The organism is Variovorax sp. AB1(2024), from assembly GCF_037482385.2.
In the GTDB taxonomy this organism is placed as follows: domain Bacteria; phylum Pseudomonadota; class Gammaproteobacteria; order Burkholderiales; family Burkholderiaceae_C; genus Variovorax.
The window spans coordinates 512,106-532,754 of the sequence record NZ_JBBHKP020000001.1; the positions used below are offsets into that span (position 1 = coordinate 512,106).

Annotated in this window: 18 protein-coding genes; 9 read left to right on the top strand and 9 right to left on the bottom strand. The window is 69.4% G+C overall.

Annotated elements, in window-relative coordinates:
* Nucleotides 1-9: 9 nt before the first annotated feature.
* The 5 genes from WIX39_RS02505 (at nucleotide 10) to WIX39_RS02525 (ending at nucleotide 5,172) form a co-directional block, all read left to right on the top strand.
* A complete protein-coding gene (locus WIX39_RS02505) occupies nucleotides 10-1,455 on the top strand; it encodes a nicotinate phosphoribosyltransferase (protein ID WP_285414876.1) in 1,446 nt (481 codons plus the stop codon).
* Nucleotides 1,456-1,788: 333 nt separating this feature from the next.
* Nucleotides 1,789-2,934, top strand: coding sequence for an MGDG synthase family glycosyltransferase (locus WIX39_RS02510; protein WP_106936511.1), 1,146 nt, complete (start codon nucleotides 1,789-1,791; stop codon nucleotides 2,932-2,934).
* The gene (locus tag WIX39_RS02515; protein WP_409194441.1) at nucleotides 2,931-3,422 is read left to right on the top strand and encodes a hypothetical protein; all 492 of its coding nucleotides are present in this window, start codon (nucleotides 2,931-2,933) and stop codon (nucleotides 3,420-3,422) included. The genes WIX39_RS02510 and WIX39_RS02515 overlap by 4 nt, the downstream gene beginning before the upstream one ends.
* A complete protein-coding gene (locus tag WIX39_RS02520; RefSeq protein WP_409194442.1) occupies nucleotides 3,419-3,967 on the top strand; it encodes a dual specificity protein phosphatase family protein in 549 nt (182 codons plus the stop codon). The genes WIX39_RS02515 and WIX39_RS02520 overlap by 4 nt, the downstream gene beginning before the upstream one ends.
* An 86-nt stretch (nucleotides 3,968-4,053) precedes the next feature.
* Nucleotides 4,054-5,172 carry a zinc-binding dehydrogenase gene (locus WIX39_RS02525; protein WP_409194443.1) on the top strand — a complete coding sequence of 373 codons (1,119 nt, stop codon included), beginning with the start codon at nucleotides 4,054-4,056 and terminating at the stop codon, nucleotides 5,170-5,172.
* A gap of 114 nt (nucleotides 5,173-5,286) precedes the next feature.
* Here the strand turns inward: WIX39_RS02525 and kdpE are convergent, their stop codons facing one another.
* Genes kdpE through WIX39_RS02570 form a run of 9 tightly spaced genes read right to left on the bottom strand, consistent with a single transcriptional unit; the run spans nucleotide 5,287 to nucleotide 14,029 of the window.
* Nucleotides 5,287-5,985, bottom strand: coding sequence for a two-component system response regulator KdpE (gene kdpE, locus WIX39_RS02530; RefSeq protein WP_106936509.1), 699 nt, complete (start codon nucleotides 5,983-5,985; stop codon nucleotides 5,287-5,289).
* Between the two features lie 4 nt (nucleotides 5,986-5,989).
* Nucleotides 5,990-8,743, bottom strand: a complete 2,754-nt coding sequence (locus tag WIX39_RS02535; protein ID WP_106936508.1) for a DUF4118 domain-containing protein — start codon at nucleotides 8,741-8,743, stop codon at nucleotides 5,990-5,992.
* A 14-nt stretch (nucleotides 8,744-8,757) separates the two neighbouring features.
* On the bottom strand, nucleotides 8,758-8,889 hold the full coding sequence (locus WIX39_RS02540; protein ID WP_267898697.1) for a hypothetical protein: 132 nt from the start codon (nucleotides 8,887-8,889) through the stop codon (nucleotides 8,758-8,760).
* The gene (locus WIX39_RS02545) at nucleotides 8,879-9,256 is read right to left on the bottom strand and encodes a hypothetical protein (RefSeq protein WP_081267484.1); all 378 of its coding nucleotides are present in this window, start codon (nucleotides 9,254-9,256) and stop codon (nucleotides 8,879-8,881) included. The genes WIX39_RS02540 and WIX39_RS02545 overlap by 11 nt, the downstream gene beginning before the upstream one ends.
* A 13-nt stretch (nucleotides 9,257-9,269) precedes the next feature.
* The gene (gene kdpC, locus WIX39_RS02550) at nucleotides 9,270-9,881 is read right to left on the bottom strand and encodes a potassium-transporting ATPase subunit KdpC (RefSeq protein WP_106936507.1); all 612 of its coding nucleotides are present in this window, start codon (nucleotides 9,879-9,881) and stop codon (nucleotides 9,270-9,272) included.
* 13 nt (nucleotides 9,882-9,894) lie between these two features.
* Nucleotides 9,895-11,997, bottom strand: a complete 2,103-nt coding sequence (gene kdpB, locus WIX39_RS02555) for a potassium-transporting ATPase subunit KdpB (protein ID WP_106936506.1) — start codon at nucleotides 11,995-11,997, stop codon at nucleotides 9,895-9,897.
* A 13-nt stretch (nucleotides 11,998-12,010) separates the two neighbouring features.
* Nucleotides 12,011-13,810, bottom strand: a complete 1,800-nt coding sequence (gene kdpA / locus WIX39_RS02560; RefSeq protein ID WP_106936505.1) for a potassium-transporting ATPase subunit KdpA — start codon at nucleotides 13,808-13,810, stop codon at nucleotides 12,011-12,013.
* Between the two features lies 1 nt (nucleotide 13,811).
* Nucleotides 13,812-13,910: a K(+)-transporting ATPase subunit F gene (gene kdpF, locus WIX39_RS02565; protein WP_019657711.1), complete on the bottom strand. Its 99-nt coding sequence runs from the start codon at nucleotides 13,908-13,910 to the stop codon at nucleotides 13,812-13,814.
* Nucleotides 13,907-14,029, bottom strand: coding sequence for a hypothetical protein (locus WIX39_RS02570; RefSeq protein WP_267898696.1), 123 nt, complete (start codon nucleotides 14,027-14,029; stop codon nucleotides 13,907-13,909). Before WIX39_RS02570 ends, kdpF begins: the two co-directional genes overlap by 4 nt.
* 250 nt (nucleotides 14,030-14,279) lie before the next feature.
* On the opposite strand from WIX39_RS02570, the gene WIX39_RS02575 reads away from it, so the two are divergent.
* From WIX39_RS02575 to WIX39_RS02590, 4 genes are read left to right on the top strand one after another with little or no spacing between them, the layout of a single operon-like run.
* Nucleotides 14,280-15,389, top strand: coding sequence for an efflux RND transporter periplasmic adaptor subunit (locus WIX39_RS02575; RefSeq protein WP_409194444.1), 1,110 nt, complete (start codon nucleotides 14,280-14,282; stop codon nucleotides 15,387-15,389).
* On the top strand, nucleotides 15,386-18,466 hold the full coding sequence (locus tag WIX39_RS02580; RefSeq protein WP_409194445.1) for a MexW/MexI family multidrug efflux RND transporter permease subunit: 3,081 nt from the start codon (nucleotides 15,386-15,388) through the stop codon (nucleotides 18,464-18,466). Before WIX39_RS02575 ends, WIX39_RS02580 begins: the two co-directional genes overlap by 4 nt.
* Nucleotides 18,463-19,902, top strand: a complete 1,440-nt coding sequence (locus WIX39_RS02585; protein ID WP_106936502.1) for an efflux transporter outer membrane subunit — start codon at nucleotides 18,463-18,465, stop codon at nucleotides 19,900-19,902. The genes WIX39_RS02580 and WIX39_RS02585 overlap by 4 nt, the downstream gene beginning before the upstream one ends.
* 35 nt (nucleotides 19,903-19,937) lie before the next feature.
* Nucleotides 19,938-20,633 (top strand): helix-turn-helix transcriptional regulator, encoded by a 696-nt coding sequence (locus tag WIX39_RS02590; protein ID WP_081267477.1) that lies wholly within the window; start codon nucleotides 19,938-19,940, stop codon nucleotides 20,631-20,633.
* The last annotated feature ends 16 nt before the right edge of the window (nucleotides 20,634-20,649 follow it).

The following is a 20,649-nucleotide window of genomic DNA, read 5'->3' on the forward strand; positions in this document are numbered from 1 at the left end:
AGCTTTCACATGAACCGCAATCTCACCTCCTCGCCCCTGGGCAACAACCTGCTGCTTCGCACCGACTCCTACAAGGTGTCGCACTGGATGCAGTACCCGCCCGGCACGCAGACGGTGTACAGCTACATCGAGTCGCGCGGCGGCATCTTCAGCCACTCGCTGTTCTTCGGGCTGCAGGCCTACCTGCGCGAATACCTGCAGACGCCGGTGACGCGCGACGACGTGGAAGAAGCCGCCCTGCTGATGGCCGCGCACGGCGAGCCCTTCAACCGCGAAGGCTGGCTGCGGCTGATCGAGAAGCACGGCGGGCTGATGCCGGTGCGCATCCGCGCCGTGCCCGAAGGCAGCGTGACGCCGGTGCACAACGTGCTGGCGACCATCGAGAACACCGACCCCGAGTTCTTCTGGGTGACGAGCTTTCTGGAAACCGAGCTGCTGCGCGCCATCTGGTACCCGACCACGGTGGCCACGCTGTCGGCGGCCGCGCGCACCACGCTGCTGCGCTACCTGGAAGCGACCTGCGACGACCCGCAGGGGCAGATCGCCTTCCGGCTGCACGACTTCGGCGCGCGCGGCGTGTCGAGCCTCGAATCGGCCGCGCTCGGCGGCATGGCCCACCTGGTGAACTTCATGGGCACCGACACGCTCGCTGCGCTGGTCGCGGCGCGCCGGTACTACGATTGCGACGTGGCGGGCTTCTCGATTCCCGCGGCGGAGCACAGCACCATCACGGGCTGGGGCCGCGAGCATGAAGCCGATGCGTACAGCAACATGGTGGACCAGTTCGGCAAGCCCGGCGCCACTTTTGCGGTGGTGAGCGACAGCTACGACATCTTCAATGCCTGCGCGCGCATCTGGGGTGGCGAGCTGAAGGCGAAGGTGGTGGCCTCGGGCGCGACGCTGGTGGTGCGCCCGGACTCGGGCGACCCGGCCGAGACCACGCTGAAGGTGGCGCAGATCCTGGCCGAGCGCTTCGGCACGACGACCAACGCCAAGGGCTTCCGCGTGCTGAACAACGTGCGCATCATCCAGGGCGACGGCGTGAATCTCGATTCGCTGCGGCTGTGCCTGTCGAACTTCTTCCACAACGGTTTCTCGACGGAGAACATCTCCTTCGGCATGGGCGGCGGGCTGCTGCAGCAGGTCAACCGCGACACGATGCAGTGGGCGATGAAGTGCTCGGCGATGCAGGTGAACGGCGAGTGGCGCGACGTGTACAAGTCGCCCGTGGGGGACATGGGCAAGGCTTCGAAGAAGGGGCGTCTTGCGCTGGTGCGCGGTGCGAACGGTGTCGAAAGCACTGTGCGTGAAGAGACGCTGGCGGCAGGCCAGGCCGACTTGCTGCAGACGGTGTTCGAGAACGGGCACATCGTGGAGAGCACCACTTTCGATGCTGTTCGCGAGCGGGCTGCTGCGGGGGTGAATCAGTTCATCACTTCTCGGGCGCCTCTTTAGGCTTTCGGTTCAGGCGTTCGGGATGCGTGCGCAGGCCACCGGGTACTCCCCTCCGCGAATGTCCCCCGGGGCTGCGCCCCTCCTCCTTTATTTCGCTGCGGGGAGCACCCGGCGCCCTGCGCACAACGAGCGCTGCCGTTGTTCCACTCGATCAACAAGTGCTCTGAACGCTCACGACGGCGGGGTGCCTTGCGCAGCGAAATAAAGGAGGAGCCCGAAGGGCGGGGGACATTCGCGGAGCAAGGCACCCCGTCGGCGTGAGCGAGCCCTGAACAACAGCTGGAAAAGGACTGCCACAAGGCATCGCCATAATCCGCGCAAATCCCGGATTTCATGACCAAACTCCTGATCCTCAGCGTGAGCGCCGGCAACGGCCACGTGCGTGCAGCACAGGCGCTTGCCGCCACCGCCCAGACCCTCGCCCCGCCCTGCACGGCGGTCCACATCGATGCGATGGCCCATGTGGCCGGCGGCTTTCGCAAGGTCTACACCGACTGGTACATCCAGCTCGTGAACCGGGCCCCCGAGCTGTGGTCGTACCTGCACCAGCGCACCGACACCACGCCGCACCACGCACCATCGCAACGCCTGCGCCGCGGCATCGAGCGGCTGAGCACCGGCGCGCTCGTGAAGGAAATCCGCCGCGAGCAGCCCGACGCCGTCATCTGCACCCACTTCCTGCCCGCGGAACTGCTGATGCGCGAACGCAACCGCGGCCGCATCGACTACCCCGTGTGGCTGCAGATCACCGATTACGACCTGCACAACATGTGGCTCGTGCCGGGCATGACCGGCTACCTGGCCGCCACGGAAGAAGTGGCGTTCCGCCTGCGGGCGCGCGGCATTCCGGCGGACCGCATCCACGTCACCGGCATCCCCGTGATGCCGGCCTTCTCCGAGCCCGATGCACCGGCGCTCACGCGCAATGCCTGCGCGGCCGAGCTGGGCCTCGATCCTTCGCGGCCGGTGCTGCTGATGGCCTCGGGCGGTGCGGGCGTGGGCGACCTGCCCAGCATGGTCGAGCGCGTGCTCGGCCTCGGCGGGGAAGGCAACTTCCAGGTCATTGCCGTGGCGGGCCGCAACGTGGAGGCATACGGCAAGCTAGAGGCGCTGGCCAGGCGCCACCCGGGGCGCGTGGTCGCCGTCGGCTTCACCAACGAAATGCACAAGATGATGGCCGCGTCCGACCTCGTCGTCACCAAGCCCGGCGGGCTCACGGTGTCGGAATGCCTGGCGCTGGGCAAGCCGATGCTGCTGATCTCGCCCATCCCCGGGCAGGAAGAGCACAACGCCGGCTTCCTGATGGAAGAAGGCGCCGCGTGGCTGGCCTACGACGCCATCGGCCTCGACTACAAGGTGGCGCGCCTGATGGCCGACACCGCAAAGCTCGCGAACATGGCGGCCCGCAGCCGCGCGCTGGGCAAGCCGCAGGCGGCGCGCGCGGTGCTGCAACACGTTCTGTCGGGCAGCGCCGCATGAGCCGCGAAACCGAAAACACCGGCGTGGGCCGCACGCTCGGCTATCTCGCCTGGGTGGCCGTCATGGCCTTCTTCTTCGCCAATGCCGAGATCCAGATCGAAGGCGGTGCCGGCTGGGCCACGTCGCTGCCGACCTGGCGCATCGAGAACAGCATCTGGCTCGACATCTTCTGGGGCGGCCGCGCGATGACGGGCTACCACGCATGGGTGTTCACCTTCATGGCGCTGGTGTTCTTCTCGCCGCTGGCCTTCAACGGCCGCTGGACGTGGCGCAACGTCGGGCTCGCGGTGGCGGGGCTGATCGTGTTCTGGGTCTGCGAGGACTTTCTCTGGTTCATCATCAACCCGGCCTTCGGCTGGGCGCGCTTCAACCCGGTCGACGCGTTCTGGCACAAGCACTGGCTGTGGGGCGCGCCGGTCGACTACTGGGGCGGCCTCGCGGTGGCGCTGCTGATCCTCACGGTGCGGCACTGGAAGCGCAAGCCATGAGCGCGGCTGGCAGCGACGACCACGAAACGCGCCCCGGCCACTGGGCCGACCCGCTCGACGAGCTGCGGGTGGAGAACCTGCACCGCATCACGCCCACGCTGTACCGCAGCGCGCAGCCCCGGCGCGCCGACATGGCCGCGCTGCGGTCGCTCGGCATCCGCACCGTGGTGAGCCTGCGCTCGTTCAACGACGACAAGAAGGTGTTCGCCGGCACCGGCATGCGGCTGGTGCGCGTGCCGATCAACACCTGGTCCATCGACGACGCCAAGGTGCTGCGCGCGCTGCTCGCCATCCGCGAGGCGCAGAAGCAGGGCCCGGTGCTGATCCACTGCATGCACGGGGCCGACCGCACCGGCGTGATCGCAGCGGTCTACCGCATGGCCGTGCAGGACTGGGACAAGGACAGCGCACGCCACGAGATGCTGCGCGGCGGCTACGGCTATCACACGCTGTGGCGCAACATCCCGCGCTACATCGAGCGGCTCGACCCCGCGAAGATGCGCCACGCGCTGGCGCATGCCCCCGTGATCCCCGTGGTGTCCTGAAGGCGCCAGCGGCTTCCGTACCCCGCTCCTATACTGGCCGCCCCGTGGCCGATGGCCATCTGCGAAGCTTCACGAAGGGCTCTTCCATGGCACTCCAAATCCGCTCCCTCGTTCGCGCGAACGGCGAACTCGAACTCTCTCTGCACGACGATCCGATCCCCGAGCCGCAGGCCCACGAAGTGGTGATCCGCGTCGAGGCGTCGCCCCTGAATCCGTCGGACCTGGGCCTGCTGTTCGGCGCCGCCGACATGAGCACCGCCAAGGCCTCGGGCACGCCCGATCGCCCGGTCGTCACCGCCACCGTGCCCGAGCGCGCGCTCCCCGCGATGGCGGCGCGGCTCGACCAGTCGATGCCGGTCGGCAACGAAGGCGCGGGCGTGGTGGTCAAGGCCGGATCGTCGCCGGCCGCGCAGGCGCTGCTCGGCAAGACCGTGGCGGCCATCGGCGGCGCGATGTACTCGCAGTACCGCTGCCTCGCCGCCGCCCAGTGCCTGGAACTGCCGGACGGCACCACGCCGGCCGAAGGCGCCTCGTGCTTCGTCAACCCGCTGACCTCGCTGAGCATGGTCGAGACCATGCGCATGGAGGGCCACAAGGCGCTGGTGCACACGGCCGCCGCGTCCAACCTGGGCCAGATGCTCAACAAGATCTGCCAGAAGGACGGCATCGCGCTCGTCAACATCGTGCGCAAGCAGGAGCAGGAAGACCTGCTGCGCGGCCTGGGCGCGAAATACGTGTGCAACGCGACCTCGCCCACCTTCCTGGAAGACCTCACGCAGGCACTGGTGGAGACCGGCGCCACGCTGGCCTTCGACGCCACAGGCGGCGGCAAGCTGGCCGGGCAGATCCTCGGCTGCATGGAAGCGGCGCTGAACCGCACCGCCAAGGAATACAGCCGCTACGGCTCGACCACGCACAAGCAGGTGTACATCTACGGCGGCCTTGATCGCTCTCCCACCGAATTCGTGCGCAACTTCGGCATGGCGTGGGGCATGGGCGGGTGGCTGCTGTTCCCGTTCCTCGGCAAGCTCGGCGACGAAGGCACGAAGCGCCTGAAGGCACGGGTCGTCGCCGAATTGAAGACGACGTTTGCCAGCAAGTACACGCGCGAGGTGTCGCTGGTGGAAATGCTGCAGCTTGATGCGATCGGGGTTTATGGCAAGCAGGCTACCGGTGAGAAGTTCCTGCTGAATCCGAACAAGTGATCGTGGTCTCCGGGTAGAGCGCCCGGTAAACGGTACGGCGCGGTCGGGAGCTTGAGGCCGGCTGCCTCACCATAGTCTTCTAGCGGACAACGCCAACGCAGGGTACCGATAGCACTACGCCACCAGCCGATACCCCACCGCCGTCTCCGTCAGCAGATGACGCGGCTGCGCCGGATCGGCCTCCAGCTTCTGCCGCAGGTGCCCCATGTAGATGCGCAGGTAGTGGCTCTGGTCGGTGTGTGACGGTCCCCACACTTCGCGCAGCAGTTGGCGCTGCGTCAGCACGCGGCCGGCGTTTGCGACCAGCACCGACAGCAGCCGGTATTCGGTGGGCGTCAGGTGCACCTCGACGCCTGAACGCCGCACGAGCCGCGCCGCGCGGTCGAACTCGATCTCGCCGAAGCGGAACAGCGCGTCAGCCGGTTCGTCGTTGCCGCCGCCCGCGGCGCGGGGGCGCCTGAGGTTGGCCCGCACGCGCGCCAGCAGTTCGCCGGTGCCGAAGGGCTTGGTCAGGTAGTCGTCGGCGCCGGCGTCGAGGGCGGCGATCTTGTCGGCCTCGTCGGTGCGCGCCGACAGCACGATGATCGGCACCGCCGACCAGCCGCGCACGTCGCGGATCAGCGAGACGCCGTCGCCGTCGGGCAGGCCGAGGTCGAGCACCAGCAGGTCGGGCTGGCGCGTGCCGGCCGCCGCCAGGCCGTCGCGAAGGGTGCCGGCTTCGTGCACCAACCAGCCTTCGGCCTCGAGCGCGCCGCGCACGAAGCGGCGGATCTGCGGCTCGTCTTCGATCACGATGGCGGTAGGGGCTGGCATGGCTTCAGAGTTGGGCTTCGGCGGATTCGGGCGGCTCGCGGCGCGGCAGCGTGACCGTGAATTCTGCACCGCCGCCGCGCGCATTCGCGGCAGTGATCTCGCCGCCGTGCGCGCTCACCACCGCCTTGCAGATGGCCAGGCCCAGGCCGACGCCCGGCGTCGCCGATTCGGCCTCGCCGCGCGTGAACTTGTCGAACAGCTTCTGCTCGTGGCCGAGCAGCGCGGCGGGCAGGCCCGGGCCGTGGTCGCGCACGGTGAGCACCAGCGTGCCGGGCTCGGCCCGCGCGCCGACTTCGATGGGCGGCGCGCCGTACTTGGTGGCGTTTTCGAGCAGGTTGACGAGCACGCGTTCGATCAGGACCGCGTCGAACTCGACCAGCGGCAGCCCGGCGTCGAGCGCGGTGCGCACGACGGTGTCGCCCAGCGAGGTGCGCGCCGCGCGGATGGCAGAGCCCACGACCTCTTCCACCGACTGCCAGTCGCGCCGCAGGTTGACCGCGCCGCCGGCGATGCCGCTTTCGAGCCGCGCCATGTCCAGCAGGTTGTTGACCAGCGCATGCAGCTCGTGCGCCTGCGCGACGATGGCGCGCGCGGCGTTGTCATGCTCCTCGGGCGGCAGGGTCTGCAGCGACTCGGCCAGCGCGATCAGCGCGGTGAGCGGCGTGCGCACGTCGTGCGAGATGGCGCCCAGCAGCGCGTTGCGCAGCCGCTCAGATTCCATCTCCACCACGGCCTGCTGCGCCACCTCGACGTAGTGCACCCGCTCCAGCGCGATGGCGATCTGCCGCGCCAGCGTGTCGAGCTGCTGCGCCTGCTCGGGAATGAGCAGCCAGCGCGGCTGCGCGGGCGACAGCGCCAGCACGCCGCGCACGCGCATCGGCGCGCGCAGCGGCACGTAGTGCCAGGGCTGCGCGGCCAGCGTGGCGGTCGCCAGGCCGGCCGGCTGGCCGTGGCGGAAGGCCCAGTCGGCCACCTGCGGATCGAAGCCCTCGGGCGCGTGGTCCGGCATCACGAGCTGGTCGGCAGCGTCGGTCACCAGCACCAGCGCATGGCCGCCGAAATGCCCCTGCACGGCGGCCGTGCCGAGCGTGACCACCTGCGAGCTTTCGAGCGCGGCGGAGAGCTCCCGCGTCAGCTCGAACAGCGAACGCGCGCGCCGTTCGCGGCTGGTCGACACACCGGCCGCGAAGCGCAGCCCGGCCGTGAGCTGCCCCACCAGCAGGCCGACGCCCAGCATGATGGCGAAGGTCAGCACGTACTGCACGTCGCTGACCGCGAACGACATGCGCGGCGGCACGAAGAAATAGTCGAAGGCTGCGACGTTGAGCAATGCCGCCAGCGCCGAAGGCCCGCGCCCGAAGCGCATTGCCACGCCCACCACGCCCAGCAGGAACAGCATGACGATGTTCGACAGCTCCAGCACGCGGGCCAGCGGCGTGCACACCAGCGTCAGCGCAATGCTGGTGGCGGTGGCCCAGGCGTAGGCCGGCCAGTAGGTGGGTGCCTTCTCGTGGTCGTCGCTGTCGATGCGCGCGCCTTCCAGCGGCGCGCGCGACAGGCGGCGCGAGCTGTCGGCCGGCGCGACTTCCATGATGTCGAGCGTGGGCGCGCGTTGCGCCAGCGCGCGCGACAGCGTCGGCGACGCGGCCGCCGGCCACCAGCGCCGCCAGCCCGCGGCCGGCTCCGGGCGCCCGAGCACCAGCGTTGCGCAGTTCAGGCGCCGCGCCTGTTCGGCGAGCTGCTCCGCCACGTCGGAGCCGGTGAGCACCGCCGTGGCGGCGCCCAGTTCCTCGGCCAGCTTGAGCACGGCGAGGATGCGGTCGCGCTCGGCGGCCGCCAGCCTTTGCAGGCGGGGCGTCTCGACATACACCGCATGCCACCGCACATTGAGCTGGCCCGCGAGCCGCGCGGCGGTGCGCACCGTCTGCGCAGCGCCTTCGTGCGGACCGACGCAGGCGAGGATCGCGCCCGAGGTGTTCCAGGCCTGCAGGCCGCGCCCTTTTCCGTTGCCGCCGGCGCCCGGCCCCGACTGCTCCACGCGCCAGCCGCGCACGTCGTCTTCCACGTGCTCGGCGGTGCGCCGCAGCGCAATCTCGCGCAGCGCGATGAGGTTGCCCTTGCGGAAGAAGTTCTGCGCCGCGCGCTCGGCCTGCTGCGGCAGGTAGACCTTGCCGGCCGCGAGCCGCGCCGTGAGCTCGTCGGGCGTGACGTCGACCAGCACCACCTCGTCGGCCTCGTCGAGCACGGTGTCGGGCACGGTCTCGTGCACCCGCACGCCGGTGATGGCGCCGACGGTGCCGTTCAGGCTCTCCAGGTGCTGCACGTTGAGCGCCGACCACACCTCGATGCCGGCGGCCAGCAGCTCCTGCACGTCCTGCCAGCGCTTGGCGTGCCGCGAGCCGGGCGCGTTGGTGTGGGCCAGCTCGTCGACCAGCAGCACGGCGGGCTTGCGGGCCAGCGCGGCGTCGAGGTCGAACTCGGCGAGGGTGCGGCCCCGGTGGGCCAGTTCGCGCAGCGGCAGCGCGTCGAGCCCCGCGAGCAGCGCGGCGGTCTCGCTGCGGCCGTGGGTCTCGACCACGCCGATGAGCACGTCGCGGCCGGCGGCGCGCTCGCGCTGCGCGGCGCTCAGCATGGCCCAGGTCTTGCCGACGCCCGCGCTGGCGCCGAAGTAGATGCGCAGCTTGCCGCGCTGCGCGCGCGCCTCGTCGCTGCGCAGTTGCGCGAGCAGGGCGTCGGGGTCGGGGCGGTCGTCGAGCATGGGTGGCGCGCAGGTTATCGCATCGGAGGGTCCTTGCGGCGGTCCGCGTGCCGCCGCGCGGTGCGCGAGAGCACCCACCAGGCAAAGCCCAGCGGCACGAACAGCGCCGCCATGGCCAGCAGTGCCAGCAACAGGTCAGTGACCATGGCCGAGGCCGCAGCGCGCGAGGTGATCGCGCCAGCTCACGAGCCGGCCGATCTCGCCCGAAGGCACGCACTCGATCAGGCGGTGCAGCACGTCCGCATAGCTGCCGATGGGCAGGCGGATCATCAGGCGCACGCAGGGCGCATCGCTTTCCTGCGTGCTGCAGGCGTGCAGCAGCGGTTCGCAGCGCACCACGCCCGCGTCGGGGCAGCCGGCCATGCTGCGGCGCACGCGCAGGGCGTCGGCGCAGCAGACGGTGACGTCGAGCACGTAGTACGGGCCTTTTGCGCCCTGCCTGCTGTTCGGCTTGCTCATGAGTGCGTGCGTTCGCGGCACGCCGGGGTGTTCTCGGTAGGCGGCATAGGCCATGGCTTGTTTCTCCTCAACGGGGCGTCGAAGGACTGAAGGAACCTGAAAAAGCGTCGAGCGCGATGTTCAGCGCGAGCACGTTGACGCGCGGCTCGCCCAGGAAGCCCCACTTGGGGCCCTCGGTGTTGTCGGCGATCAGCGTGTTGACGCGGTCCACCGGAATGCCGCGCACGCGCGCCACGCGCGCAGCCTGATAGCGCGCGGCGGCCGGGCTGATGTCGGGGTCGAGGCCGCTGGCCGATGCGGTGACCAGGTCGACCGGCACCGGCGCGGTGTTGCCCGGGTCGGCCGCGCGCAGCGCCTCGACGCGCGCCTTCACGGCGTCGGTCAGCGCGGGGTTGAGCGGGCCCTGGTTCGAGCCGCCGGAGGCCACGCCGTTGTAGGGCTGCGGCGCGGTGGCCGACGGGCGGCCCCAGAAGTGCTTCGGATCGCTGAAGTTCTGGCCGATGAGCTTCGAGCCCACCGTGGTGCCGTCGAGCACGACCAGGCTGCCGGCCGCCTGCGCGGGGAACACCGCCTTGGCGGCGCCGGTGACGGCCATCGGATAGATCAGGCCGGTGAGCGCGCTCAGCAGCACGAAGAGCACGAGCGCGGGGCGGGCGATGTTGCCGCTGTTGTTGTTCATGATGGAAGACTCCTCAGACGAGATGGACGACGACAAGAAGCCAGTCGATCAGCTTGATGCCGATGAAGGGCACCAGCAGGCCGCCCAGGCCGTAGATGGCCAGGTTGCGGCGCAGCAGCGACGCGGCGCCCACGGGCCGGTAGCGCACGCCCTTCAGTGCCAGCGGAATCAGGAACACGATGACCAGCGCGTTGAAGATCACCGCGCTCAGGATGGCCGAGGACGGGCTCGCCAGGCGCATCACGTTCAGCGCGCCCAGCTGCGGATAGGTCGACACGAAGATCGCCGGAATGATGGCGAAGTACTTCGCCACGTCGTTGGCAATGGAGAAGGTGGTGAGCGAGCCGCGCGTCATGAGCAGCGCCTTGCCGGTCTCCACCACTTCCAGCAGCTTGGTCGGGTTGGAGTCCAGGTCGACCATGTTGCCGGCCTCCTTGGCCGCCTGCGTGCCGCTGCCCATGGCCACGGCCACGTCGGCCTGCGCGAGCGCGGGAGCGTCGTTGGTGCCGTCGCCGGTCATGGCCACCAGGCGGCCTTCGGACTGGTACTGGCGGATGAGCGCCAGCTTGTCCTCGGGCGTGGCTTCGGCCAGGAAGTCGTCCACGCCGGCTTCGGCCGCGATGGCCGCCGCCGTGAGCTTGTTGTCGCCGGTGATCATCACCGTCTTGATGCCCATGCGGCGCAGCTCGGCAAAGCGCTCCTTGATGTCGGTCTTGACGATGTCCTTGAGCTCGACCACGCCGAGCACGCGGTCGCCTTCGGCCACGGCCAGCGGCGTGCTGCCGCGGCGCGCGGTTTCCTCGGCCGCGCGCAGCACCTCGGGCGCCATGCTGCCGCCGAGCGCTTCCACGTGGCGGCGCACCGCCTCGACCGCGCCCTTGCGCAGCAGGATGTCGTCGGTGTCCAGGCTGTTGGGCGCGGCCGGCAGGTCGACGCCGCTCATGCGGGTCTGCGCGGTGAAGGGCACGAAGCGCGCGCCCTCCACGGCAGTGGTGTCCAGCCCGTCGCGGCGGGCCAGTTCGACGATGCTGCGGCCTTCGGGCGTCTCGTCGGCCAGCGACGAGAACATGGCGGCGCGTGCCAGCCGGGCCTTGGTGATGCCGGGCGCGGGCAGGAAGGCCGTGGCCTGGCGGTTGCCGTGCGTGATGGTGCCGGTCTTGTCGAGCAGCAGCACGTCGACGTCGCCGGCGGCTTCCACCGCGCGGCCCGAGGTGGCGATCACGTTGGCCTGCATCATGCGGCTCATGCCGGCCACGCCCACGGCCGACAGCAGCCCGCCGATGGTGGTCGGAATGAGGCACACCAGCAGCGCGACCAGCGCGGTGAGCGACACCACGGTGCCGGCGCCGGCGGCTTCCACGCTGAAGATCGAGAACGGCAGCAGCGTGACCGTGACCATCAGGAACACGATGGTCAGCGCCACCAGCAGGATGGTCAGCGCGATCTCGTTGGGCGTCTTCTGGCGCTTGGCGGCCTCGACCATGCCGATCATGCGGTCGAGGAAAGACTCGCCCGGATTCACCGAGATGCGCACCACCAGCCAGTCGGACAGCACGCGGGTGCCGCCGGTCACGGCAGAGAAGTCGCCGCCCGATTCGCGCACCACGGGCGCCGATTCGCCGGTGATGGCGCTTTCGTCGACCGAGGCCACGCCTTCGATCACTTCGCCGTCGAGCGGGATGACGTCGCCGGTCTCCACCAGCACGACGTCGCCCTTGCGCAGGTTGGGCGCCTGCTCCGGCAGCCACTGGGCGCCGTGGTGCGGCTCCTGCAGCTTCTTGGCCCAGGTGTCCTTGCGCAGGCCGCGCAGCGAAGCGGCCTGCGCCTTGCTGCGGCCCTCGGCCAGGGCCTCGGCGAAATTGGCGAACAGCACGGTGAACCACAGCCAGATGGTCACGGCCAGCACGAAGGCGGGCTTCATGCCGGTGTCGCCCGGGAAGCTCAGCGCATGCACCCAGAGCACCGTGGTCAGGATGCTCCCGATGTACACGATGAACATCACCGGGTTGCGCCACTGGGTGCGCGGGTCGAGCTTGGCGAAGGCGGCCCACAGCGCGGGCTTGACCAGCGCCGCGTCGAACAGCGAGAGAGATGTCTTGGTATTGGCAGTAGTCATGTTGCGCTCCTTCTCATTTCCAGAGCACGAGGTGTTCGACGATCGGGCCCAGGGCCAGCGCCGGCACATAGTTGAGCAGGCCGACCAGCAGCACCGTGCCGATCAGCAGGGAGACGAACAGCGGACCGTGCGTGGGCAGCGTGCCGCTGGTGACGGGCAGGCGCTTCTTGGCGGCCAGCGCGCCGGCCACGGCCAGCACCGGCACGATCATCGCGAAGCGGCCGAGCCACATCGCCAGCGCGAGCAGGCCGTTGTAGAAGGGCGTGTTGGCCGACAGGCCCGCGAAGGCGCTGCCGTTGTTGTTGGCGGCCGAGGTCAGCGCGTACAGGATTTCGGAGAAGCCGTGCGCGCCCGGGTTCGCGATGCCGGCCTTGCCGGCGCCCGCGATCACCGCCACCGCCGTGCCCGCCAGCACCAGCACCGGCGTGACCAGGATGGCGATGGAGATCAGCTTCATCTCGCGCACCTCGATCTTCTTGCCGAGGTACTCGGGCGTGCGGCCGATCATCAGCCCGGCGATGAACACCGCGAGCATCGCGAAGATCAGCATGCCGTACAGGCCCGAGCCCACGCCGCCGAACACCACCTCGCCCAGCTGCATCAGCACCATCGGCACCATGCCGCCCAGCGGGGTGAGCGAGTCGTGCATGCCGTTGACCGCGCCGCACGAAGCGGCCGTGGTGATGGCGGCGAACAGCGACGAGGCATCGATGCCGAAGCGCACTTCCTTGCCTTCCATGTTGCCGCCGGCCTGCAGCGCGCTCGACACCTGGTCCACGCCCAGCGAGGCGAACAGCGGGTTGCCGGCCTGCTCGGCGGGCGTGATGACCATCACCGCGATGACGAACATGATCGTCATCGCCGCGAGCACGGCCCAGCCCTGGCGCATGTCGCCGACCACGCGGCCGAAGGTGAAGCACAGCGCGGCCGGGATCAGGAAGATCGCGATCATCTGCAGCAGGTTCACCAGCGCCGTCGGGTTTTCATAAGGATGCGCCGAGTTGGCGTTGAAGAAGCCGCCGCCGTTGGTGCCCAGCATCTTGATGGCTTCCTGCGAAGCCACCGGGCCCATGGCCAGGGTCTGCGTCTTGGTGGTGGCGTCTTCCATCACCGGCTGGCCCTTCTCGTCCTTCAGGGGCTGGCCGTCGGCGCCGTTCTTCGGCTGCTGGAAGGCGGTGGTCTCCAGCGTGCTCACTTCCTTGTAGGCGTCGAGGTTCTGGATCACGCCCTGGCCCGCGAAGATCATCGCGAGCACGAACGAGATCGGCCCCAGGACCCACAGCGTGATGCGCGTGACGTCGGCCCAGAAGTTGCCGACCAGGCCCTTGCCGTCGCCGCGCCGCGCAAAGCCGCGCACCAGCGCGAAGGCCACCGCGATGCCGGTGGCGGCGGACAGGAAGTTCTGCACCGTCAGGCCGAGCATCTGCGTGAGATAGCTCATGGTCGACTCGCCGGCGTAGCCCTGCCAGTTGGTGTTGGAGACGAAGCTCACCGCGGTGTTGAAGGCCGAGTCGGGCGACACGGCCGTCATGCCCGCGGGGTTCAGCGGCAGCCAGCCCTGCAGGCGCTGCAGGCCGTAGAGAAAGATCGCGCCCACGGCGTTGAAGGCCAGCAGCGCGAGCGCGTAGCGCAGCCAGTGCATCGACTGCCCGGGCTGCGTGCCGGCGAGCTTGTACAGCGGCGCCTCGACGCGCTGCATCCAGCGCGGCACGCGCTCGTCGCACAGCGCGGCAAGGAACTTGCCGACGGGCCAGGCCAGCACCAGCAGCGCGGCCAGGAAAAGGGCCAGCAGGCCCCAGGCGGAGGAAGTCATTTCAGAATTCCTCCGCGCAGATCAGCGCGAACACGAGGTAGGCGAAAAGCACCACGGCGATCAGCGCGCCGAAGCCATAGAGAACTTCGAGGCTGATCATGACGGCGCTCCGTCGGTCTTGTTCGATGGCTTCGGTGCGTCGAGCCTGTTCAGCCCCACCACCATGGCCCCCACCACGGCCCAAAGCGCCAGCAAGGCGCCCATCCAGACGATGTCCATGCATCACTCCTGCAAACGAGAAAAGATGGGCTTCAGTCTCGGCAGTCGTGCGTCAAAACGGGGGAAAGAGTGAAGGTACGGCCGTAAAGAAAGCGTAAAAAAACGGCCGTCGCCTCGCGGTGCCGACGTGGCTTCAGGTGTTCGCTCGAATAGCCCCAGCCTATGACGGCCATTGCCGGGCCTTCCTCGACAGGCAGCCGGCGCCATCAAATAATCCAAGCACTTTCTTTGATTAATAATGGGCGTCGTAATGAACAAGCAATCAAGGGCGTGGCTGGGCGCTGGCCTGGCGACATTGGTACTGGGGGGAGCCGGCTACGGGCTCGTCACGAAGCTCGAGCCGGCACACGCGCAGGACGCTGGCATGCCGCCGGCCAAGGTGGCCGTTGCCACCGCGCGGAAGACGGAGGTGGCGCGCTTCCTCAGCGGCATCGGCACGCTGGAGGCCAACCGGCAGGTCGAGGTGCCGGCCGAGTTGGAGGGCCGCGTCGCGAAGATCCTCTTCACGCCCGGCGGCCAGGTGCGCGCAGGGCAGCTGCTGGTGCAGCTCAACGACGCGCCCGAGCAAGGCGACCTGGAGCGCCTGACGGCCCAGCGCGCCAATGCGAAGGCGCTGCTGGAACGCACGCGCCGCCTGCTGCCGCAGCAGGCCGCCACGCAGGAACAGCTCGAACAGGCGCAGGCCGCCTTCGACCAGGCCAGCGGCGACCTGCGGCGCGCCCACGCCGTACTGGAGCAGAAGCGCGTCAAGGCGCCGTTCGACGGCGTGCTCGGCATCCGCCGCGTCAACCTCGGCCAGTTCGTGCGGGCCGGCGATGCGCTGGTATCGCTCACCGACAGCCGCACGCTGTTCGCCAACCTCACGCTGCCCGAGACGGCGCTGCCCATGCTCCAGCGCAACCAGCAGGTGGCGCTGTCGGTCGATGCGTATCCGGGCCGGGTGTTCCAGGGCAGGCTCAGCACCATCGAGCCGCAGATCGGCAGCGACACACGCACCGTGCGCCTGCAGGCCACCATCGACAACGCAGACGGCACGCTCACGCCCGGCATGTTCGTCAATGGCAAGGTCGCGCTGCCTGCACGCACCGACGCCATCACCGTGCCCGAGACGGCCATCACCTACAGCACGCACGGCGACTCGGTGTTCGTGGTGCGGCCCGCGGAAAAGGGCGATGGCTTCACCGCGCAGCAGGTGTTCGTGAAAGCCGGCGAACGGCAGGATGGGCTGGTGGTGATCGAGACGGGCCTCGCGCCCGGCGACAAGGTCGTCACCTCAGGCCAGCTGCGCCTGTACACCGGCGCGGCCGTGATGCCGGCGGCCAAGGACACGCTGGCCCTCGCACAGGAAGCCAGGCCATGAAGTTCACCGACCTCTTCGTGCGCCGGCCCGTGCTGGCGCTGGTGGTGAGCACGCTCATCCTGCTGCTTGGCGCGGGTGCGCTGGGCGACCTGCCGGTGCGGCAATACCCGCTGACCGAGAGCACCACGCTCACCATCACCACGCAGTACCCCGGCGCCTCGCCGGAGCTGATGCAGGGCTTCGTCACGCAGCCGATCGCGCAGGCGGTGGCGACCATGGAGAACGTCGACTACCTGTCGTCGTCCTCCACGCTGGGCCGCAGCGTGATCAGCGTGCGCATGAAGCTCAACGCCGACGCCAACCAGGCGCTCACTCAGGCGATGGCGCAGGTCAGCCAGGTCAAGTACCGGCTGCCGGCCGAGGCCTTCGACCCGGTGATCCTGAAGTCATCGGGCGAGGCCACTGCGGTGGCCTACGTCGGCTTCTCGAGCAAGACGATGCCGATGCCGGCGCTCACCGACTACCTCTCGCGCGTGGTGCAGCCGCAGTTCGCGTCCATCACCGGCGTGTCGGGCGTCGAGGTCTCGGGCGGGCAGACGCTGGCGATGCGCGTGTGGCTCGACCCCAACCGCATGGCCGCGCGCGGCATCTCGGCCGGCGAGCTGGCCGACGCGCTGCGCCAGAACAACGTGCAGGCCGCACCCGGGCAGGTGAAGGGCTTGTACGTGGTGTCGAACATCCGCGTGAACACCGACCTGGTGAACGTGGCCGAGTTCCGCGACATGGTGGTCAAGCGCGACGGTGATGCCATCGTGCGCCTTGGCGACGTGGCCACCGTGGAGCTGGGCGCCGCAAGCGCCGACAGCAGCGCCACGATGGACGGCGTGCCCGCCATCTACCTCGGCCTGCAGGCGGCACCCAACGGCAACCCGCTGGTGATCGTGAAGCGCATCCGCGAGCTGCTGCCCGGCATCAGGCAGAACCTGCCGCCGGGCGTGGAAGTGCAGCTGCCCTTCGAGCTGGCTCGCTTCATCGAGGCTTCCATCGACGAGGTGCGCAAGACGCTGCTCGAAGCCATCGCCATCGTGGTGATCGTGATCTTCCTGTGCCTGGGCTCGGTGCGCGCGGTGCTGATTCCGGTGGTGACCATTCCGCTGTCGATGCTGGGCGCCGCCGCGCTGATGCTGCTGTTCGGCTTCAGCATCAACCTGCTGACCCTGCTGGCGATGGTGCTGGCCATCGGGCTGGTGGTGGACGACGCCATCGTGGTGGTCGAGAACGTGCACCGCCACATCGAGGAAGGCAAGTCGCGCGTGCAGGCCGCGCTGATCGGCGCGCGCGAAGTGGCAGGCCCGGTGATCGCGATGACGCTCACGCTGGCCGCGGTGTACGCGCCCATCGGCCTCATGGGCGGGCTCACGGGTTCGCTCTTCAAGGAGTTCGCCTTCACGCTGGCGGGCGCGGTGGTGGTGTCGGGCGTGATCGCGCTCACGCTGTCGCCGGTGATGAGTTCGTTCCTGCTGCCGCAGGACACCACCGGCAGCCGCATGGCGCGCGCGGCGGAGTCGTTCTTCCATCGGCTCGCCACAGGCTACGGCCGGCTGCTCGAAGTGTCGCTGCACCACCGCTGGGTGACCGGCGCGTTCGCAGCACTGGTGCTGGCCAGCCTGCCCTTCCTCTACAACGCGGCGCAGCGCGAGTTGGCTCCGGGCGAAGACCAGGCCATGGTGCTCACGGCCATCAAGTCGCCACAGCACGCCAACATCGACTACGTCGAGAAGTTCGGCAAGAAGTGGGACGAGGTGTTTGCCACGCTGCCCGAGAACACCGGCCGCTGGCTCATCAACGGCTCCGACGGCGTGTCGAACAGCATCGGCGGCGTGCAGCTGTCCGACTGGAAAGACCGCAAGCGCAACGCCGACCAGATCCAGGGCGACACGCAGGGCCGCATGAACGAGGTGGAAGGCAGCAGCGTCTTCGCGTTCCAGCTGCCCTCGCTGCCAGGCTCCACCGGCGGGCTGCCGGTGCAGATGGTCATCCGCAGCGCGGGCGACCACCGCACCGTCTTCGAGGCCATGGAAGCGCTGAAGAAGTCGGCGCGCGACAGCGGCAAGTTCGCCGTGGTCGACAGCGACCTGGAGTTCAACAGTCCCACGGTCGAGCTCCGCGTGGACCGCGCCAAGGCCAACAGCTTGGGCGTGACGATGAAGTCCATCGGCGACACGCTGGCGGTGCTGGTGGGCGAGAACTACGTCAACCGCTTCGGCATGGACGGCCGCTCGTATGACGTGATTCCGCAGTCGCCGCGCGAGCAGCGGCTGACGGCAGAGGCGCTCTCGCGCTATTTCGTGAAGAGCGCGAGCGGCCAGCCCGTGCCGCTGGCCAATCTGGTGCAGCTGTCGACCAGCGTGGGCCCCAACAAGCTCACGCAGTTCAACCAGCTCAACGCCTCCACCTTCCAGGCCATTCCGGCGCCGGGCGTGACCATGGGCGACGCGGTGGCCTTCCTGAGCGAAGAGGCGAAGAAGCTGCCGGCCGGCTTCAGCTACGACTGGCAGTCGGACGCGCGGCAGTTCACGCAGGAGGGTTCCGCCCTGGTGATGGCCTTCGTGTTTGCCATCGTGGTGATCTACCTGGTGCTGGCCGCGCAGTACGAGAGCCTGCGCGACCCGCTGATCATCCTGATCAGCGGGCCGATGTCGATCTGCGGCGCGCTGGTGCCGCTGGCGCTGGGCTTCGGCACCATCAACATCTACACGCAGATCGGGCTGGTGACGCTGATCGGGCTCATCAGCAAGCACGGCATCCTGATGGTGGAGTTTGCCAACGAGATCCAGATGCACAAGGGCCTCGACCGGCGCGCATCGATCGAAGAGGCCGCGCGCATACGGCTGCGCCCCATCCTGATGACCACGGCCGCGATGGTGATGGGCCTGGTGCCGCTGCTGTTCGCGAGCGGTGCGGGCGCCAACAGCCGATTCAGCATCGGCCTGGTGATCGTGGTCGGCATGCTGGTGGGCACGCTGTTCACGCTGTTCGTGCTGCCCACCATGTACACGCTGCTGGCGCGCGACCACCGCGCGGCGGGCCGCTCGCGGCGCACGGCCGAACTCGATGCGCTGGCCGAAGGAGCATGACGATGAACCGACTTTTTTCATGCACAGCACCCTTTGCGTTGAGCCTGCTCGTGCTGGCGGGCTGCGCGGTCGGGCCTGAGTACACCGCGCCTTCGGATGCGCCGGTTGCCATCTCCGCACCCGAGCGCTCGCTGTTCGCCGGCGACGCGGTGCAGCGCGACTGGTGGCGCCAGCTCGACGACCCGCAGCTCGATGCGCTGATCGACCGCGCGCTGGCCGCCAACCACGACATCCGCATCGCGCAGGCCCGGCTGCTCGAAGCCCGCGCCACGCAGACGGAAGCCGAGCTCGACCGGCTGCCGGTGGTCACCGCAGGCGCGAGCAAGACGCGCAGCATCGCGCAAGGCAACAACGGCCTGCAGCCCGATGTGCGATCGCTCGCGCAGAGCAGCCGCGCGGGCTTCGACGCCTCGTGGGAAATCGACCTGTTCGGCCGGCTGAAGCGGCTCGATGAAGCAGCGACCGCACGCGCCGAAGCCAGCGCCGCAGACCTGGAGCAGGTGCGCATCGTGGCCGTGGCCGAACTGGCCCGCAACTACTACGAGATGCGCGGTGCGGAGCAGCGCATTGCCGTGACGCGCCGCACGCTCGACAGCCTGCGCCAGAGCCTGCGCGTGACCGATGCGCAGGTGCGGACCGGCCGCGGCCTCGAGGGCGACCTGGCGAGCGCGCAGGCCAACCTCGCGAGCACCGAGAGCCAGCTGCCGGCGCTCGAGACGACGCGCCGCCAGGCCGCCTACCGCGTCGCGGTGCTGGCCGGCCTGCGCCCCGCCGAGCTCGAACCGATGCTGCAGCCCCGGCCGCTGCATGCACTCGACAGGCGCCTGCCCGTCGGCGACCTGGCCGACCTGCTGCGCCGCCGGCCCGACGTGCTGCGCGCCGAGCGCCGCCTCGCGGCCAGCACGGCGGACGTGGGCGCGGTCACGGCCGAGCTGTATCCGCGCTTCGACATCGGCGGCTTCCTCGGTTTCATCGCCTTGCGCGGTTCCGACCTGGGAAGCTCGTCGAGCCGGGCTTTCAGCGTGACGCCCGGCGTGGGTTGGACCGCCCTTCGGCTGGGCTCCGTGAAGGCCCGCGTGCGCGGCGCCCAGGCCCGCGCCGAAGGCGACCGCGCGCTCTACGAGCAGACCGTGCTGCGCGCCATCGAGGACGTCGAGAACGCCCTCACCGGGTACGGCCAGAACCAGCTGCGGCTGCAGCGGCTGGTGGAGGCTTCGGCCCGCAGCGCCCGCGCCGCCGAACTGATCGAGGTGCGCTACCGCGAAGGCGCCGCGCCCTACCTGAGCGTGCTCGACGCCCAGCGCACCCTGCTGCGCGCGCAGGATGCCGTGGCCGAGGCCGAAACCGCCTCGTACACCAGCCTCGTCGCGCTCTACAAGGCGCTGGGCGGCGGCTGGCAAGCACCCGCGGCGGCAAGGGGAGGTCCAACCACCTGACAATGGACCCGTTTTCCTCCACGACCGAACCCGCCATGCCCGCCCCAGATGCCGCCAAGCCCACCTGGATGCCGCACCAGCCGGCAGACCGCATCCTCTCAACGCTCAAGACCCGCGGCGCGCTCGGCATTCCCGACATCGCCAAGGTGCTGAACGTCACCGTGGAAGCGGTGCGCCAGCAGATGGCCAAGCTGGAGGCCGAGGGCCTGGTCGACGCCGAGAGCCGCCCGATCGGCCGCGGCCGGCCCACGCAGATCTGGCGGCTCACCGGGGAAGGCCACAAGCGCTTTCCCGACACGCACGCCGAGATGACGGTGCAGATGATCAGCGCCGTCATCAGCGTGTTCGGCGAGAAGGGCATGGACCAGCTCATCACGGCGCGCGAGGCCGCCATGCGCGCCAGCTACACGCAGGCCATGCGCGGCGCGCGCAGCCTGAAGACGCGGCTTGCGCGGCTGGCGGAAATCCGCAGCCGCGAAGGCTACATGGCCGAGTTCCGGCCAGAAGACGAGGAAGGCCAGGGCAACGGCTGGCTCTTCATCGAGAACCATTGCCCCATCTGCACGGCGGCGCAGGCCTGCAGCGGCTTCTGCCGCAGCGAGCTGCAGCTCTTCGACGAAGTGCTGGGGCCCGACGTGACCGTGAGCCGTGTCGAGCATGTGCTCGCGGGCGCGCGGCGCTGTGCCTACCGGGTCGTGCCCAAGCCGGGCGCGTTGCCGGCCGACGAGTGAATCCGCTTTTTCTTTT

Bases quoted from the DNA above. Each gene is read 5' to 3' on its own strand.
- kdpB (WP_106936506.1), bottom strand. From the start codon at position 11,997: ATGACTACTGCCAATACCAAGACATCTCTCTCGCTGTTCGACGCGGCG.
- WIX39_RS02585 (WP_106936502.1), top strand. From the start codon at position 18,463: ATGACGATGAACCGACTTTTTTCATGCACAGCACCCTTTGCGTTGAGC.
- WIX39_RS02545 (WP_081267484.1), bottom strand. From the start codon at position 9,256: ATGGCCTATGCCGCCTACCGAGAACACCCCGGCGTGCCGCGAACGCAC.
- WIX39_RS02570 (WP_267898696.1), bottom strand. From the start codon at position 14,029: ATGGACATCGTCTGGATGGGCGCCTTGCTGGCGCTTTGGGCCGTGGTG.
- kdpE (WP_106936509.1), bottom strand. From the start codon at position 5,985: ATGCCAGCCCCTACCGCCATCGTGATCGAAGACGAGCCGCAGATCCGC.
- WIX39_RS02535 (WP_106936508.1), bottom strand. From the start codon at position 8,743: ATGCTCGACGACCGCCCCGACCCCGACGCCCTGCTCGCGCAACTGCGC.
- WIX39_RS02505 (WP_285414876.1), top strand. From the start codon at position 10: ATGAACCGCAATCTCACCTCCTCGCCCCTGGGCAACAACCTGCTGCTT.
- WIX39_RS02520 (WP_409194442.1), top strand. From the start codon at position 3,419: ATGAGCGCGGCTGGCAGCGACGACCACGAAACGCGCCCCGGCCACTGG.
- kdpC (WP_106936507.1), bottom strand. From the start codon at position 9,881: ATGAACAACAACAGCGGCAACATCGCCCGCCCCGCGCTCGTGCTCTTC.
- WIX39_RS02580 (WP_409194445.1), top strand. From the start codon at position 15,386: ATGAAGTTCACCGACCTCTTCGTGCGCCGGCCCGTGCTGGCGCTGGTG.
- WIX39_RS02525 (WP_409194443.1), top strand. From the start codon at position 4,054: ATGGCACTCCAAATCCGCTCCCTCGTTCGCGCGAACGGCGAACTCGAA.
- WIX39_RS02590 (WP_081267477.1), top strand. From the start codon at position 19,938: ATGCCCGCCCCAGATGCCGCCAAGCCCACCTGGATGCCGCACCAGCCG.
- WIX39_RS02575 (WP_409194444.1), top strand. From the start codon at position 14,280: ATGAACAAGCAATCAAGGGCGTGGCTGGGCGCTGGCCTGGCGACATTG.
- kdpA (WP_106936505.1), bottom strand. From the start codon at position 13,810: ATGACTTCCTCCGCCTGGGGCCTGCTGGCCCTTTTCCTGGCCGCGCTG.
- kdpF (WP_019657711.1), bottom strand. From the start codon at position 13,910: ATGATCAGCCTCGAAGTTCTCTATGGCTTCGGCGCGCTGATCGCCGTG.
- WIX39_RS02510 (WP_106936511.1), top strand. From the start codon at position 1,789: ATGACCAAACTCCTGATCCTCAGCGTGAGCGCCGGCAACGGCCACGTG.
- WIX39_RS02515 (WP_409194441.1), top strand. From the start codon at position 2,931: ATGAGCCGCGAAACCGAAAACACCGGCGTGGGCCGCACGCTCGGCTAT.
- WIX39_RS02540 (WP_267898697.1), bottom strand. From the start codon at position 8,889: ATGGTCACTGACCTGTTGCTGGCACTGCTGGCCATGGCGGCGCTGTTC.